The sequence below is a fragment of the Bacillus cereus group sp. N6 genome (assembly GCF_016483705.1).
GTDB lineage: Bacteria > Bacillota > Bacilli > Bacillales > Bacillaceae_G > Bacillus_A > Bacillus_A wiedmannii.
Genome location: NZ_JAEHBI010000070.1, coordinates 1 through 15,643 on the forward strand (window position 1 = coordinate 1; position 15,643 = coordinate 15,643).

The window sequence follows — 15,643 nt, forward strand, 5'->3', positions numbered from 1 at the left end:
GGTGTCGTTTTTATAGAACCGTTCCTAAAATAGAAATTCAATGTTTAGGAACTGAATTTTCATAGATTTCATCCAGTCCCAAAAGGTGTACCTTTTAGAACTGGATTTATATATAGAAATCAAAATGCTGAAAATCGCATTGTATTTTTTTTGAATATTCACTGTTTTATGTTTTGTTTTACTATATAATATGAATAATCTTATAATCCTATATAGAAGGGGAAATAATTTCATGGCATTAAAAATGCAAATACGTTTACTTTTAGAAAAGTTATTCCAAGAATATGAAGAACATCATCCTAGCATGTATTTCATATTTCAAAAAGTAGAACATCAATTTGTTTTTACAGATGTAAATCAGGAATTACTTCAATCTGTTCATCAACAAAGAGAAGATTTTATTGGGCAAACGCTAGATACCGCACCACACCTTGGAGATGAAGAAACAAGACAAAAATTGAAAACAATTTATCCATTAGCATGGACGGGTAAGAAAATTATTTTTTATTGTTTTCCTGTTAGTAATTTGGATATATTCGTGATTACGTATTTAGAACCCCACTATGTAAATGGGCAAGTCTTTCAGGTAATGGGGCGTTGTGCATCCTTTCATAAAAATGAATTTCAAGAGACCTTAGAACAACTAGAACAATTTGTTACCTTTGAAAGCTTACTACAGTAATATTTGTACTATATGTTCAGGAAAACAAGAAAAAACTTTGTATGACAAGATTTTTTTACAAGAAGATTTTATAGACAAATTGCTTGTAAAAGGAGGAATCGTTTTGTCATTATACGATCAACTGCCAGACGATCTTTTAGCGGGGTTTTTCATGGAAATTAACAAGAATATATTAACAGGTATTCTTTCTGAAGCTATGTATCACGAAGTTGAGTTAATTCAAATAGCTGCACAAAAGCGAAACCTTTCAGAATCGGATTTAAAGGAAATCTACGAAAAAAGATAGGGCTTCAGTTAAAATGAAGTTGAATACTAGAGAATGAAACGGGCTCTGTTGCAAAGTTTTTTGAGCTGAGCTAAACTGTAGGAAAATTGAGATGAGGCGAATGATACATGGGATACTTTAAAGGAAAACAATTTAAAAAAGATATTATTTTGGTAGCCGTCGGCTACTATTGTCGTTTTTCTTTAAGTTATCGCGATGTGTCTGAACTTTTGAGAGAACGTGGAATATCTGTTCATCCTACAACCATCATGCGTTGGGTGCATGAATATGGAGATTTCATTTATCAAATGTGGAAAAAGAAAAACAAATCCGCACACCACGCTTGGCATTTGGATGAGACGTATATCAAAGTCAAAAGAGAATGGTGTTATTTATATCGTGCCATTGATAGTGATGGACATACACTAGACTTTCAACTTCGAAAAACACGTAATCATCAAGTCGCTTACATGTTTATGAAACGATTAGTAAACGTTTTTGGAGAACCAACGATTCTCACAACAGACAAGGCTCCTGCCCTAATTTGTGCGCTCAAAAAACTGAAACATAACGGTTTTTATGTACATACGAAACATTGCACCATTAAACATTTCAATAATCTCATCGAACAGGACCATAGACATATCAAGCGACGTTTTGTTAAATCCGCAGGATTTCAAAGTCTTCGCCATGCTTCACGTACATTGAAAGGAATCGAAACGATTCATGCTATATACAAACAAAAGAGAAGTCACATTCCAGACTTCTCTTTTTCAACGTACAAGGAATTACAGCAATTATTCAGAATTTCTTAAACGATAACTGAATTTTGTAAACGGGTTTATGTTTTTTCAAACTTTGCAACAGAACCCTTTTTGATCTCCAACATAAACATTTCCTACTTCATAGGTCTCACCAGGTAATAAGCGCTCCATCATCATTTGTAAATTGATTTTTACATATTCCGTCTGTTTTTTGATGGTACCATTATGAAAAAATGTCGGAGTAGGATTTTTGATATATACATTTGTATTTAACTTTAGACGTGAAACAAAATATGCACCTCTTTGATCCATTTGATCTAAGTCTTCTAATGAAAAATAACCTAAATCACGAATACATAAATCGCCTGGTCGTAAGGTATCTAAGCATTCTGTTCCGAAGGTCTTGTCATTATTCTTTCCTGGTCCGACTTGAAAATTGAGAAATTGACCGCTATGTAAATCATATTCTAATTGAATCTTAATTCCAGCTGTTTGCGCACAACCACCTGAACCAGGATATATATGTTCCAAAGTATTAGGCACTTGAAACATGGTGGCATCCATGATACGAATGCGTTGAAAATGAGCAAAAAGTTGGTTAGAAATGTGAGTTTGCTCACAGATTTTTTGTTGCAACATTAACGAAAAGATATGTTTTAAAAATAACACTGATTTTGCAGTAAATCGTTTATTTAAACCTTCAGGACTAAGGAGCGTACCAGTTGCTGCATGGAGTCTGCTACACAATCGAACTAAAGAATCACTTGCTACCCGTTGACTAATCCAAATACAAATGGTAGCTAAATCTGTCCCTGAAAACTTACGTTTTCGCTTTATAAACTTAATCTCTCTTGCCAGTTCTTCTAAAAAGCCAGGTGTGATATAGCGCTGTAATTCTTCTGCAAATGGTTGTAACTCTTCTTGAGTCGAGAGATTCATCAAAAAACGTCACCCTTTCTCATGGATTATTAAGAAAGAATAACGTTTTTTTGTACTTGGGGGTAGTAAAAAGTCTTAAGTTGATGGGCATGTATGGTGAGGCCTGTATTACCAGGAATACTATATCTCTTATTCTTTATTTTAGCCTTCTTTTTCAGCCCTTTCTCTTCTTGAATAGCTTGCAAATCTGCCTTCCATTGTTTCAACAAATCCTTTTCACTTCGCATCGAATCTGTACCTCTTGGATTAAAATGTGAATCAAATAATTAGATTCTAGATATTTATATCCTCCTTTAAACCAAATATCCATTTCCATTTTGTCCTTTATGTTGTCAAGGACTTGCACCATACATAGAGTAATTAAAGATAACTATCACCACATGCTTAGGACCATGCTACATTGTACTTGTATCTACTACCTATAGCACCCTCGTACTATGTTTAATGTGTAATTTTTATATAACAAAGAAAAAACCACCACGGTGGTATGGGAAAAATGGTTCTGGTGCAAAAAATATTGTTGTTGTGTACACTGGAAATATTCATAAATAAAAGGACGGATGTAGCAATGACAAAGCCAGTAGATTTTAAATGGAAGCATTAGTTAGTCATTAGATGGTACCTGCGGTACAGTTTAAGCTATCGCGATTTGGTAGAAATGCTAGAGGAACGTGGATTATCTTTGGCTCATACAACGATTATGCGCTGGGTTCATCGATATGGATCCGATTTAGATAAACGCGTTCGTCGTTATTTGAAGAAAACAAATGATTCCTGGCGTGTCGATGAAACCTATATCAAAGTAAAAGGAAAATGGATGTACTTTAGTATTAGTACCAGTATGGCCAAGTTGGATAAATCCTTTTCAAGCATTTTGGAATTTTTGCACCAGAACCATTTAACCCGTATCAAGAAACAAATTGAAGCCTGTGATTTATTAATTTTAGATGAGCTAGGTTATGTACCCTTTCAAAAGCAAGGAGCGGAGCTCCTATTTCATATCATTGCAGACTGTTACGAACAAAAAAGTGTCATAGTTACTTCAAACTTAGAATCTGGTCAATGGAATCGTATATTCGGTGATAACCGACTTACTTCTGCATTGGTGGATCGTTTGGTCCATCATGCACATATTATTGCATTCACAGGTGAAAGTTATCGCTTGCGAAACGCTTTATCTTCTGGAAATACCAAAATCAAGATTTAAAAAGGTAGCTGCAAGCCTCTGCACTTTTCTCTGCATTTCTCTGCACTTCCTGCTTGCACAAAACATGCGTCAACGTGAGGGGATTAACCTTGCTAAAAAAGAAGGAAAATATCAAGGCCGAGTTCAAAAGTATCATGAGAAACATGCAGGAATGAATTATGCAATGAAGCTTTATGAAGAAGGAAATATGACAGTAAAACAGATTTGCGAAATCACGAGTGTATCCAGGTCCTCTTTATATAGGAAGATACACGACTCAAAATAAACGAATACATTATACTTTTTGAAAATACCCTTATTCTGGATATGTTACTGCGGACTAGAGCAGCAACCCTGTCACTAGGTCTACAAGGAATTACAGCAATTATTCAGAATTTCTTAAACGATACCCGTATTTTGTAAACGGGTTTATGTTTTTTCAAACTTTGCAACAGAACCACACTATATCTTCAGCCATTGACTGATAAAACATTTTGGAGAACCATCGGTTCTTACGACAGACAAAAGGCCCCAACTTTGCCCTGTGCATTTAAAAAATTACAAAAAGATGATTTGTATATACATACGAAACATTGTGCCGTCAAACAGCTCAATAATCTCATTGAACAAGATCATAGACATATCAAGAGACGTTTTGTTAAATCCGCAGGATTTCAAAATCTCCGCCATGCTTCACGTACATTGAAAGGAATCGAAACGATTCATGCTATATACAAACAAAAGAGAAGTCAGATTCCAGACTTCTCTTTTTCGACGTACAAAGAATTACAGCAATTATTCAGAATTTCTTAAACAATAACTGTCTTTTGTAAACGGGTGTATGTTTTTTCAAACTTTGCAACAGAACCATTTACGGGATCAGTCTGTTCAAAAGCAAAAAGAGTTCATTCATCAATTATTTGGATTAACAGTGTAAAGAAGGATTCTGCTAGGAATTCTCATGGTTCTTTGGAATGTATCCTTTATTTGCACCAAAACCTCATTTTGTATATTTCGTTCGATTTATTCTTCTTATTTGTATTTTGTTTTTTCATTTTAGTCATAATTTATTTTTAACCAATAGGTAAAAAATAAATTATTTCCCTAACTTAATTGCTCTTTTTATATTACTGAATGCACTTTTACCATATAATAGTACACCTCCGCGGTAAACACGACTCGTTAAACCTATCATTATAAATATGGTTGCTAATAGAATCACTAGTGCAAGAGCAACTTCCCAAATTGGGATATTCAAGAATCCAATTCGTACTAGCATAACAATAGGAGTGAACAATGGTACATAACTAGTAATAGTAATTAAAGAGCTGTTTGGGTTTGAAATCCCATAAATTGCGATATAAAAAGCCGCAAGTAATAGGATTGTCAGCGGCATAACAGCTTGAGAAGCTTCCTCTATACGACTAATTAAAGAGCCGAGTAGACAAGATAATGATCCATATAATAAAAATCCTAATGTAAAGAATATAATCCCATACAACACTAGGGTAGGAGCAAATGAATTTAAATCAATTCCATTTAAAATATCATTTTTCGAGCTCTTAATTGCTGTTTTATACCCTACAAATGCGATCAAGACCCAAATTATTATTTGAGTAATACCAGCCAATAATGTTGAAAAGAGCTTTGCATATAAATGTTTTGTTGGCGATATACTTGAAACAACTAACTCCATTACACGCGAAGATTTCTCAGTTGCAACATCTGTAGCTAATTGTGCAGCATACATTAATATCATTAAATAATTAAGGAATATAAAGATATTAATTAAAATTGCTACACTCTCTTTATGTTCTCCACCTTTAACCTTATCTGAAACTGTTTTGGTATATATTTCTACTGGCGTAGTTAATACCTTTAAATCATCTTGCGATAGATTCAATTGCTGAGCGAAATTAGAAAATTGTATTTGAGATAAAATAGTTTGAACCTTTGTAACATCTTCCGCATTTACATCAGTCTCAGCTATATAAGTAGCATTTAGCTGCTTATTATCCAATTCCTCTACAACTATTGCATATTTATACTCACCTTTTTTAACACCAGATTCTGCTTTTTGTTTATCTTTACTATACTTTATATTTAATTTACTATCGGAATTTTTAAACACTTGATGAATTGTTGTATATAATTCTTCTTGTTCCGTAACAACAACAACATTTTCTTCCTCATTTCCCACAAAAAAGGCATGAATCTTGTCAATATTCATCAATCCTATAATTAACATAGAAATTATTATTGTAAGAAAAATATATGATTTTGATTTCACCTTAGATTTATAGTTTTGTAAAAAAATTATCCAGAAACTACTCATGTTGTGCACCTACTTTCGCAATAAAGATATCTTGTAGTGTAGGCTCTTCCACTGCAAATTTTTTAACATATCCTAACTTAGTTATTTCTTTAAACAAAACATGCGAAACTTCTTCAGATGTAATTTTAAGAGTAACTGCATTCTTACGTTTCTTAATACCTTCTACACCTTCTATTTCTTTTAAATGATCAAAGTCATGATCGCCAATGATTACAACATTTTTTTTACCAAAATCACTTTTAATTTTTTCAATGTCACCCTGAACAACAGCTACTCCTTTATGCATAATACAAATGTGTTGGCATAACTCTTCCACATGTTCCATACGATGCGAACTAAAAAGAATTGACGAACCTTGATTTTGCATATCAAGAACAGCTTCTTTTAACATTTCAACATTTACTGGATCTAAACCACTAAATGGTTCATCTAATATCAAGAGTTCAGGCTTATGAATAATTGCAGTTATTAACTGAATTTTTTGCTGATTACCTTTTGAAAGTTCTGTTACTTTTTTGTTCAGATGCTCCGATATATTAAATCGTTCCAGCCAATATTGAAGTTCTTTTTCTGCATCTTTACTTTTCATGTTCTTCAATTTTGCAAAAAAGTTAAGTTGTTCTTTGACAGTCATTTTAGCATAAAGCCCTCGTTCTTCTGGTAAATAACCAATTTTATCAGTAACATCATAATTTATAGGTTTACCATTCCATGAAATAGATCCACTTGATTTTGATAAAAGTCCAAGCATCATTCGAAATGTAGTAGTTTTACCAGCTCCATTCCCTCCCAGAAATCCAAATATTTCACCTTTTGTAATCTTAATATTTAAATTATCAACCGCGACATGGTCGTCAAATTTCTTTGTTAAATTTTCAATTATTAAACTCATTATCCACACCCTTAGCCATTTAATATTTTTTCATATTATCCAATCATTATTTTCCACACTTTAATCATATCGTTCTCATAAGATATCATCTAAGTCTTTTCTTTTACTTAGCTCCATGCCGCTAAAACTATAGCACTAAAAATATTTAATGTAATGATTATAGTAAATACATATAATTTACTTTTTTTAGAAACAACAGAAAATGTTATGAACTGAAACACAATTCCCCAAAGCCAAAAAAATGATATGTTATTAAAAAATGCAATTATATATTTATTTTCAAAATACAATTCACTAATTACACCTAAACTTAATGGAGGAAATGTATTATTCATATCTAGAATTAACATAACTAACATTTGAGTAAGCAAATTAATTAAAGTAATCGCATATCCATACAACTGAATTGTGAATATTTTTTGAAAACCTACTTCCGAAAAAAATACCCACCAAATACATGAATAACAAATTATTGTTACTATAGGTATAAACAATCCATATACCATCGAACCGAATATTATGAATTTATTAATATTTTGTATAGAGTGCAAACTAGTTTGCCTCTCTACTTCTGGTGATAACCAAGTTATAAGCCCTAAAATTAATGCACTTATAATGGAAAATAGAAAAAGATTTTTAGATAATCCCTTTACAACTTGTGCTTCTTTTATCTTATAACTTTCTTTGCTAGTTCCCAATAAAGCTGCTATAGGGTTAATGATATATTCCATTTAGACACCTCCCTAAATCTAATATAAGACGATTTTTACTTTTTACATCAATATAAAACCAAAATGTAACATGGAATAGATAATATACTTAAAATTTGTATATTTTCTTAAACACTTCCATGATATGTCTCAAATTCAAGTTCTTAATGTAAAGAAACAAACCTATTCAACATTGTAGGAATGATAGCACTACATTAAAACCTAAAATTATAATACATTAAATCGCTGTCCATCCTCCATCTATCACTAAATTATGTCCTGTAATCATATTTGCCATATTAGAAGCCAAATAAAGAGTTGCATTAACGACATCTTCAGGTTTTGCATATCTTCTTAAAGGAATTTTACTCATAAATTCTCTTTTAAAGGTAGTAGATGTTAAATATTGATTATTTAAACTATCGGTCTCATCATGAACAAATGTTGGAGAAATAGAATTTACCCTGATATTAAATTTTGCCCATTCAACTGAAAGTGCTCTAGTTAAATTAATAAGGCCTGCTTTACTTGCACAATACGCTGCACGATTTATATTTCCTACCACACCATGTTGAGATGCAATATTAATAATTACTCCACCTTTCCCTGCTACCATCGCTGTTGCACATTGTTGAGATACAAAGAAAGCACCTTTTAAATTTACATCGATAATATTATTCCAGACATCCTCTGTAATCTGTAGTGCTGGGGAAAAATTGTTAACTCCTGCATTATTTATTAAAATATCAATAGAATTAACTTCTTTTCTTATATTTTCAAATGCTCTTTTGATCTGTTCAGGATCCCTTATATCCATTTGTCCAGTTATAACTGGATGAGGATATGTAGCATTTAATTTTTCTTTTAATTCACAAAGTGCTTCTTTATTTAAATCAAGGATTATTAAATAAGCACCCCGTTTAGCAAATTCTTCAGCCATTCTTCTTCCAATTTTACCCGCTGCCCCAGTAATCACCACATATTTCTCTTTAAATTCCAAAAAAATCATTCCAATCTACTATTTTTTAAACTCAGTTGCTCTTTCATAATCCTTATATATCTATTCCATATCGTAATGACATGTATAATCATAATTAGGGTTAGTATACATACAAAAATTAAGCTTGCTAACTCATTGTATTTTTTTATCATATTATAAAAAGAAAATATTGTACTGCCCCATAAAAAAATTGTGAAAATTAATGCTGTCATTCCATATAATTTAAATATATTTCTTTCTTTTGGGAGATAACTAGCATTTAAAGTTTTATATTGAGGAAGGAGTACACTTAAACAAAATTGGAAAGATTTATCTCTTAAATTTGTAATGGCCACTAATTGAGAGAGTAACCAATATCCATCTAGTTTTATTAAGGGAATTAAATTTAAAATTATTATTCCTAGATTAATCACACTAAAAAACAGAAAAACATCCAGATTATAGCTAAATAAACTAAATATAGCGTACAATATAATTGCAAGACTCCCCAGCATCAATTGAAAAATTAATCCAGATAAAATAACAATAACCTTTTCACCTTGATTTTTAAAAAGATAAGTTGAGCTAACATCACAATATAGGGCTATACTAAAATAAAATAACATAACCCCCATTTCTTTTACTCTTCCGCCAAAAAAGTAACAAGAAACTCCATGAGCTAACTCATGTATCATTAATGTAATGAAAATCATCAAGTACAGTAGTATACTTTTACTTATATTTAAATTCTCTAAAGAAATATTATTCAACCATTCTTCCTTATTAATTCCAAATAATACAAAAGCTAACATATTTACAAAGACCATAGCCATTACTGTCCCTCTACTAAAAATATATTTATTAATAGGGGCAACCTTGTTTAGCAGTACTTCGGGATTAAAACGCAGTAATGTTATTTTTGAAAAATCTTTAGATTTTTTTTTCTCTTGAATTCCCCTTGAAACTTCTTCACTTAAAAACCCAAGTTCATTAAATTTATTTTCAAGAAACTCCTGTTGTGACTTTGTTAACTTAAAATTCTTTGATGTTGAGTCATTCTTTTGACCTTTTTCGTACAAATAAAAAAGAAAGTACAACTCATTTTCACCGATTTTTATACTTCTACACGATACAGTATTTACTAAAATATATTCTTTTTCATTAACTTTATTAAGTTCAACATGATTTGGTAATTGCATACTTCTAACTCCTTCAAAAAAGAAATAAAGGAGCAAAACTTTGCTCCTCCAAGTATTTGCTGCGTAATAATACAATTATAGTTTATACAAGCATAAAATAATGTATGATCACAATATTATTACGTATTGAAATCATGTAGCAATTGCTCCTACAATAGCTAAACTGCCACCAACTACCGCTAATCCTGTACCAAATCCTGTTAAGAACTCTTGAGCAGCACCAGGTGCTACAATTTCTTCAAGCTCTTCAAATTCAAGAATCATTTCTCGCTCCATTACTTTTTCCATAGTTCTTTCACCTCCTTTTATTTAATTCATACTTTCCAATTTATTAAGTAGCAATTGCAATTCCTGCACCAATTGCCAATCCTGTACCGAAAGCACCTCCAGCTACCCATCCAGCTACCCACGGATCCATATTAGCTGGTGTTTCCATAGCTTCAAGTTCTTCAAATGTAAGAATAACTTCCTGTTCCATTACCTTTTCCATAGTTCTTTCACCTCCTTTCAATATTGTTCATAAATTAAATACTTTGTTTGATTAATCCTTCAATAATCTTTACCATTTTAACAATTTCCGATTCTGTAATAATAAATGGTGGAAATAGAGAAAGACCACTTGTATAAGATTCGCTATAAAACCCATAAATAATTAGCCCTTTTTTTCTTGCCTTTTTAATTAAATCTTTTATTTCATTGTATTCAAATATATCATTGTTTCTTCGAAGCTCAATACCAACCATAAGGCCTTCTCCCCTTATATCTGCAACAACATTATATTTTTCTAATTGTTTCTGTAAATAACCAATTAGCTTTTTCCCTTTTTGCTGAACTTCTTCAATCATATTATTCTCTACTAGCTCATCAATAGTTGCGATTCCTGCAGCACAAGCAATCGGATTACCATTCTGTGTAGACAAATGATTTATTGGAGATTTTGTTTTTAGAAACAAATTATTAACTCTTGTATTAAACACAAGGGCTGCGAGAGGTAAATAACCGCTATTTATCCCTTTAGAAAAACAAATTATATCAGGCTCAATACCAAAATGCTCAAATGCAAACATTTTTCCTGTTCTTCCAAATCCAGTCGCTACCTCATCAAAAATTAGCAGTATATCATATTGTTTACATTTTTTTTCAACTAATTCGATATACTCCTGTGGTAAAGTTATAATCCCACCAGATCCAATAACTGGCTCCAAAATAATTCCTGCTAAACTTTCATAGTTTTTATCTATAAATTTTTCTGTCTCTTCTAAAACCTGCTCTATATTACATTTAAAAGGACTTTTTAAAAAATGAAACCCTGATACAATAGGTTGAAATATTTCAAAAACCTTTTGATAAGTCCCACTTGCAGACATAGATGCATAATAAGCACCATGATATGAATTTTCCAAAACAACAAAATCTTTTTTTAGCTTTTTCCCCTTTAAGTGCTGATATTGCCGAGCAATTTTCACCGCTAATTCCACAGATTCAGATCCAGAGCTAGTATAAATAAGCTTTTTAAATGAATTAGGTAAAAGACCTAATATTTTTTGGGCTAATTCGATTGTAGTACTATTTTGATATTCTCCAAGATTAATATAAGGAATTTTTTGTAATTGCTCATAAATAGCCTGATTAATTCTTGAGTTATTATATCCAAGTGATACATTCCATAGTCCACTAATACCGTCCATATAAATGTTCCCAAACGTATCTTTTACATAAATCCCCTCACCTTGAATAAGATTAGGGAAATCTTCACCATCTACTACATTGTAGTGCGGGTGTACAACTGGATGGTTATTAATTTGTTTCTCCTCTTGCATTTACATCACCATTTTCTAGTCTTATTATTTCTCTAAAACCACAAAGCGAATTTTTATTTTACCTTCTTTCATTACAAAAGAATTCTTTAATTTGAAAGAGGTTTTTTTAATATTTTGAGAAATTATTTTGTCAGTAAGTAATCTTTTTCTTGTATGCCCAAAATTTCTTATTGTATTTTGAGATTTATCTATGATTTCTGCATAAAAATTGACATCTGATACCATGTCATCATAATTTTTCTTTTCACCTATAAGTACAAACTGTTTATTGTCTTTATTTACTTTAGTAAATGTTCGAATTGGCTCAAGTTCAATAGGCTTATTTAAATTAGGTTCTGAAACCGTATAATCAAATATAAATCTTCCACCTGTTTCTAGATGTTCATATACGTTATTCATCATTTTCAATACTAAATCATCATTTTCTAGCAAACAAATACTTGTTGCTCCTAAAATACATACACCATATTTTTCGTGTAATTGAAAAGATGTCATATCCTCTTTTAATAATTTGATTTTATCTTGTATTTCAGCTGGTTCTTGCTTAATTTTATTATTTAAAATCTCCAGCATAGAATCTGACAAATCTAAACCAGTAATGTTATATCCCTTACGTGCCGTATCAAGTAAAATCCTTCCTGTACCACAAGCTAATTCTAAAACCTTACCATTAACTTCTTCGATTTGTGGAATGTATATATCCATATCCTCTTTTGAATTAATTGTAAAGTGATCATAGAAATCAGCAAAATATCCTTCATATAAATCCATATCATTTGTAGGTAACTCTAGATCTTTCAAATCCTTAAATATTCCAAAGTACTCACTCATATTTATACAACCTCTTTTTTGAAAATTATCCCTAAATTTTTATACATTTCATTAGATTTTTCATAAATTTCACGGGCCTTTTCTAGGCTTATTGAGAAATCTCTTTGGATGATTTCAATAAGTTGATCTCCATCGTATCCTTTATAAAAGGCTTCAAGGATATAAGCTAAAACTTTATTAATCCTAGATAATTTTACTTTCGCTAAGTCAAATAGAATAAACTCATCCTTAAATCTTAATAAGTGTATATTATTATTTATTAAAATACTATCTAATTCAATTCTTTTTTCTTTAAATAATTGAGAGGTATATGTATTAGATAATTTTATATCCTTTATCTCTATCGAATTAGAATTTAAATAATTTGAATAATTAAAAACAAAGTTTAATACTTGGGAAGATTGAATATATTTTTCTAAAATTGGCTGCTTTTTTCGTATAGTGCAATATTGCTCTGATGACATATAATCTGGTAAAAAAGTGCACTTAGAACAAATATCTTTTACCTCACAAGTTGCACAGCCTCTTTTCAATTTTTCTTCTTCTATAATCATTTGTGAGTTTTCCTTCAACTCAAACAATTCTTCATTTAGAGTGCCAATAATTTTATTGCAATTAAAACATGGAGATACTGATTTATCTTGATTCAAAATTAATCTAGGAACATTACTAACTGAGCAACCACCCATACCTAACCATCGACAAGAATCTAATAATTTCGAATTTATTTGGTATCGATGCTTAAATCCACCTGTTTGTTCAAAATATTTTACATCCTCTAAGAAGCAATCTAAATCATCTTTTGTATTCAAATTCAATATAGTAGCATTATTTTTATTATCTTTACTGTATGCTTCAAAATATAAATCTTGAATCGCATAGTTATCTAATTGAATTTTATTATTTTTTTGTGTGTGATGATGAGAGAATACATCCATTTCATTGGATGATTTTAAAGAATTGGCATAAAAACTATCCTCTAACTGAATTTCTTCATTTTCTAAAAAGTATCGATAGTTATCCTCACCTGATTTAGAAGTGCTAGATGATATTAATGCACTATTAAGACTAACAATTTTTGAAAGTTTTCGTAAATCTTCTTCCCCTAATTGCTGATTTACCTGAATATGTTTTACCGCACCATCAAGTATATTGGATGTGTACATTCCCGAATAAAACATTAGGACTCCATTGTATAAAGGATCATTCAAGCTACCTATCCTAGATTCTTTCTTAATCTCACCGATTAGTTTTAGCAACATTTCATTTATTATAATTTTCTTCTTATCTTGAAAACATATATTTTCAATATTAATGCCCATATTCAGCATTTTTTTTATAGATTGCAAACATTCCAGTAAAGTTTGTTCAGAGTCTATACAAAAAACAAAATTCAATTTTATTTTTTGTTTACTAATCCTTAGTATTTTATCTATACGAATAGAATTTTTCGCTGTTAGAGTCAATTTTTTAATTTGGCTATTGTTAAAAATCTCCTCTATAATGCATTCTTCTGACAATATTAAGTGAAACTGTACTTCTCTCTGACGTGCCAAAAACTGTGATAATTGTTCGGAATTTTCGCATGATTTTATTACTAAAGGTATTAGGAATTTAATTTCATTAATTTTTTCCTTAACATAAAAAAGCTCTTCCTCAATAACATCTAGTGAATTATATTCATTAATTTGAAACCCTACTGTATTAATTTCGTCTATCGGTATAAGGTCATTTTTATATATATACTGATTAATTTCATTTTGCTCCGTATTACCATTTAAATAATTAACTAATAGGTCTAATTCACTGTTAGTAAATTGATTATCAATTAACTCTGATAATGAATTTTTTTCTTTCAAAAATTCATTATCAAATAAAAAAACACATTTACTATCAAAAAAATCGTTAGACGTCAATTTTCTACAGATTCCCTGTGATAATTTTAAATTTCTATATGTGTCAATATAAAAAATAATATAATCTCCTGATGAAAAAGAAATGTCATCAGAAATTGTTTCTATGTCTGCCGGCCTTTCCTCAGTATACTGAGAGGTTACAATCCCCCTATTTGATAAATATGACCTAATATATGCAAGATCGTTATTGTAATTAAATGAAACAAGTTTATTATTTATATCTGCATAAATAAAAGTTACTTTTTGATTAAAAAACATATGAGCACCCCTTTCAAAATAAATTCAACAATTCGAAAACCAAAAATTATTAATTTTATAAACATACATTTTAAACAAGAAAATCTATAGTGAATTTACTTGTTTAATGTCACTGAAATAACAAGTACTTTTTATTTTATAAAAAGGGATCTAACAGCGAGTACTATTAGTATCAAAAAATCAATACTCAAAAAAATTAACATAGATTTCTGAAAAATAGGAGTAGATTTCCAATTTAAAAAAGCATCAGAATTTGAAGTTAAAATAAGGAAAATTGATATTACGAATAACCATAAAATTACTTTTGATTTCATATTTACCTCCAACCTAGTTGTATATAATATACTTACTAAATTCTTAAATAGTGTCCTAAAAAAGATTCCGTTGTAAAGTTAACAAGCGACCGGACATAATGAATGATTCATTCATACGATACTTTGTATATTTTTCATAACGCGTATATTTATTCATCGTATTTTAACCCTATATTTGTAAGAGCGTTTAAGACTTTGTAACAGAACCGTCGAAAATAAATTTAGCATTAATCAATTGAATATTACTACCCACAAGAAGGGATTTGTTAATGGACAAATTCTATAAAAATAGCCAAGATAGCTTTAACAGTGGCGCTCCTAACGCTTGAAAAACCCTAAAATTGGAATTTTTATGAAGTTGTATTTCAAAAAACATTGAGGGTCTTATGATAGGAACACTAAGAAGGATAAAAATTAAATATTTTTCTGTTTTTATTCTTTTCATATAAAAACGGTTCTGGTGCAAAAATAGTGGGATATGAAAAAAGAGCAAAAGATTCCTAGCGGAATTGAACTTTATGCTGTTACACCAAAAATTTCATTGATAAGATAT

At 30.5% G+C, this 15,643-nt stretch carries 15 protein-coding genes and 5 pseudogenes; 8 read left to right on the forward strand and 12 right to left on the reverse strand.

All coding sequences use genetic code 11. The features are described from left to right. Nucleotides 1–232: 232 nt before the first annotated feature. From JDS99_RS27945 to JDS99_RS27955, 3 genes are all read left to right on the forward strand, one after another. Nucleotides 233–682, forward strand: coding sequence for a hypothetical protein (locus JDS99_RS27945; RefSeq protein ID WP_242475776.1), 450 nt, complete (start codon nt 233–235; stop codon nt 680–682). Nucleotides 683–785: 103 nt separating this feature from the next. Beyond that, entirely contained in the window at nt 786–968 is a 183-nt protein-coding gene (locus JDS99_RS27950) for a hypothetical protein (RefSeq protein WP_199696156.1), read from the forward strand. 107 nt (nt 969–1,075) lie between these two features. Beyond that, nucleotides 1,076–1,762, forward strand: coding sequence for an IS6 family transposase (locus JDS99_RS27955; RefSeq protein WP_199696157.1), 687 nt, complete (start codon nt 1,076–1,078; stop codon nt 1,760–1,762). A 57-nt stretch (nt 1,763–1,819) separates the two neighbouring features. Here the strand turns inward: JDS99_RS27955 and JDS99_RS27960 are convergent. Both JDS99_RS27960 and JDS99_RS27965 read right to left on the reverse strand, forming a co-directional pair. Then, nucleotides 1,820–2,650 (reverse strand): annotated as a pseudogene (locus tag JDS99_RS27960) (IS4 family transposase); the annotation flags it as partial. 29 nt (nt 2,651–2,679) lie between these two features. Continuing rightward, complete coding sequence (locus tag JDS99_RS27965) at nt 2,680–2,877, reverse strand: hypothetical protein (RefSeq protein WP_199696167.1); 198 nt, start codon at nt 2,875–2,877, stop codon at nt 2,680–2,682. A gap of 383 nt (nt 2,878–3,260) precedes the next feature. Here JDS99_RS27965 and JDS99_RS32835 point away from each other — a divergent pair. From JDS99_RS32835 to JDS99_RS27990, 5 genes and pseudogenes are all read left to right on the forward strand, one after another. Further along, a pseudogene (locus JDS99_RS32835) lies at nt 3,261–3,473 on the forward strand (IS6 family transposase); the annotation flags it as partial. Between the two features lie 18 nt (nt 3,474–3,491). After that, nucleotides 3,492–3,857, forward strand: a complete 366-nt coding sequence (locus JDS99_RS32840; RefSeq protein ID WP_255543218.1) for an ATP-binding protein — start codon at nt 3,492–3,494, stop codon at nt 3,855–3,857. A gap of 64 nt (nt 3,858–3,921) precedes the next feature. Then, a pseudogene (locus tag JDS99_RS27980) lies at nt 3,922–4,122 on the forward strand (helix-turn-helix domain-containing protein); the annotation flags it as partial. A gap of 195 nt (nt 4,123–4,317) precedes the next feature. Next, nucleotides 4,318–4,649: pseudogene (locus tag JDS99_RS27985) on the forward strand (DDE-type integrase/transposase/recombinase); the annotation flags it as partial. Nucleotides 4,650–4,695: 46 nt separating this feature from the next. Then, nucleotides 4,696–4,773 (forward strand): annotated as a pseudogene (locus JDS99_RS27990) (IS6 family transposase); the annotation flags it as partial. 159 nt (nt 4,774–4,932) lie between these two features. Here JDS99_RS27990 and JDS99_RS27995 read toward each other — a convergent pair. The 10 genes from JDS99_RS27995 to JDS99_RS28040 form a co-directional block, all read right to left on the reverse strand. Continuing rightward, the gene (locus tag JDS99_RS27995; protein ID WP_199696158.1) at nt 4,933–6,171 is read right to left on the reverse strand and encodes an ABC transporter permease; all 1,239 of its coding nucleotides are present in this window, start codon (nt 6,169–6,171) and stop codon (nt 4,933–4,935) included. Further along, nucleotides 6,164–7,063 (reverse strand): ABC transporter ATP-binding protein, encoded by a 900-nt coding sequence (locus JDS99_RS28000; RefSeq protein WP_199696159.1) that lies wholly within the window; start codon nt 7,061–7,063, stop codon nt 6,164–6,166. The genes JDS99_RS27995 and JDS99_RS28000 overlap by 8 nt, the downstream gene beginning before the upstream one ends. Before the next feature lie 107 nt (nt 7,064–7,170). Next, on the reverse strand, nt 7,171–7,794 hold the full coding sequence (locus tag JDS99_RS28005; protein ID WP_199696160.1) for a hypothetical protein: 624 nt from the start codon (nt 7,792–7,794) through the stop codon (nt 7,171–7,173). Between the two features lie 217 nt (nt 7,795–8,011). Beyond that, a complete protein-coding gene (locus tag JDS99_RS28010) occupies nt 8,012–8,773 on the reverse strand; it encodes an SDR family NAD(P)-dependent oxidoreductase (protein ID WP_199696161.1) in 762 nt (253 codons plus the stop codon). 5 nt (nt 8,774–8,778) lie between these two features. Continuing rightward, nucleotides 8,779–9,951 carry a zinc metalloprotease gene (locus JDS99_RS28015; RefSeq protein ID WP_199696162.1) on the reverse strand — a complete coding sequence of 391 codons (1,173 nt, stop codon included), beginning with the start codon at nt 9,949–9,951 and terminating at the stop codon, nt 8,779–8,781. Between the two features lie 132 nt (nt 9,952–10,083). Then, the gene (locus JDS99_RS28020; protein ID WP_176328746.1) at nt 10,084–10,239 is read right to left on the reverse strand and encodes a hypothetical protein; all 156 of its coding nucleotides are present in this window, start codon (nt 10,237–10,239) and stop codon (nt 10,084–10,086) included. A gap of 43 nt (nt 10,240–10,282) precedes the next feature. Then, the gene (locus JDS99_RS28025; protein WP_176328743.1) at nt 10,283–10,441 is read right to left on the reverse strand and encodes a hypothetical protein; all 159 of its coding nucleotides are present in this window, start codon (nt 10,439–10,441) and stop codon (nt 10,283–10,285) included. Between the two features lie 34 nt (nt 10,442–10,475). Further along, a complete protein-coding gene (locus JDS99_RS28030) occupies nt 10,476–11,771 on the reverse strand; it encodes an aminotransferase family protein (RefSeq protein ID WP_199696163.1) in 1,296 nt (431 codons plus the stop codon). Nucleotides 11,772–11,795: 24 nt separating this feature from the next. Next, nucleotides 11,796–12,602: a daptide-type RiPP biosynthesis methyltransferase gene (gene mpaM, locus JDS99_RS28035; protein WP_199696164.1), complete on the reverse strand. Its 807-nt coding sequence runs from the start codon at nt 12,600–12,602 to the stop codon at nt 11,796–11,798. 2 nt (nt 12,603–12,604) lie between these two features. Further along, nucleotides 12,605–14,776, reverse strand: a complete 2,172-nt coding sequence (locus tag JDS99_RS28040) for a hypothetical protein (protein WP_199696165.1) — start codon at nt 14,774–14,776, stop codon at nt 12,605–12,607. Nucleotides 14,777–15,643: the final 867 nt, after the last annotated feature.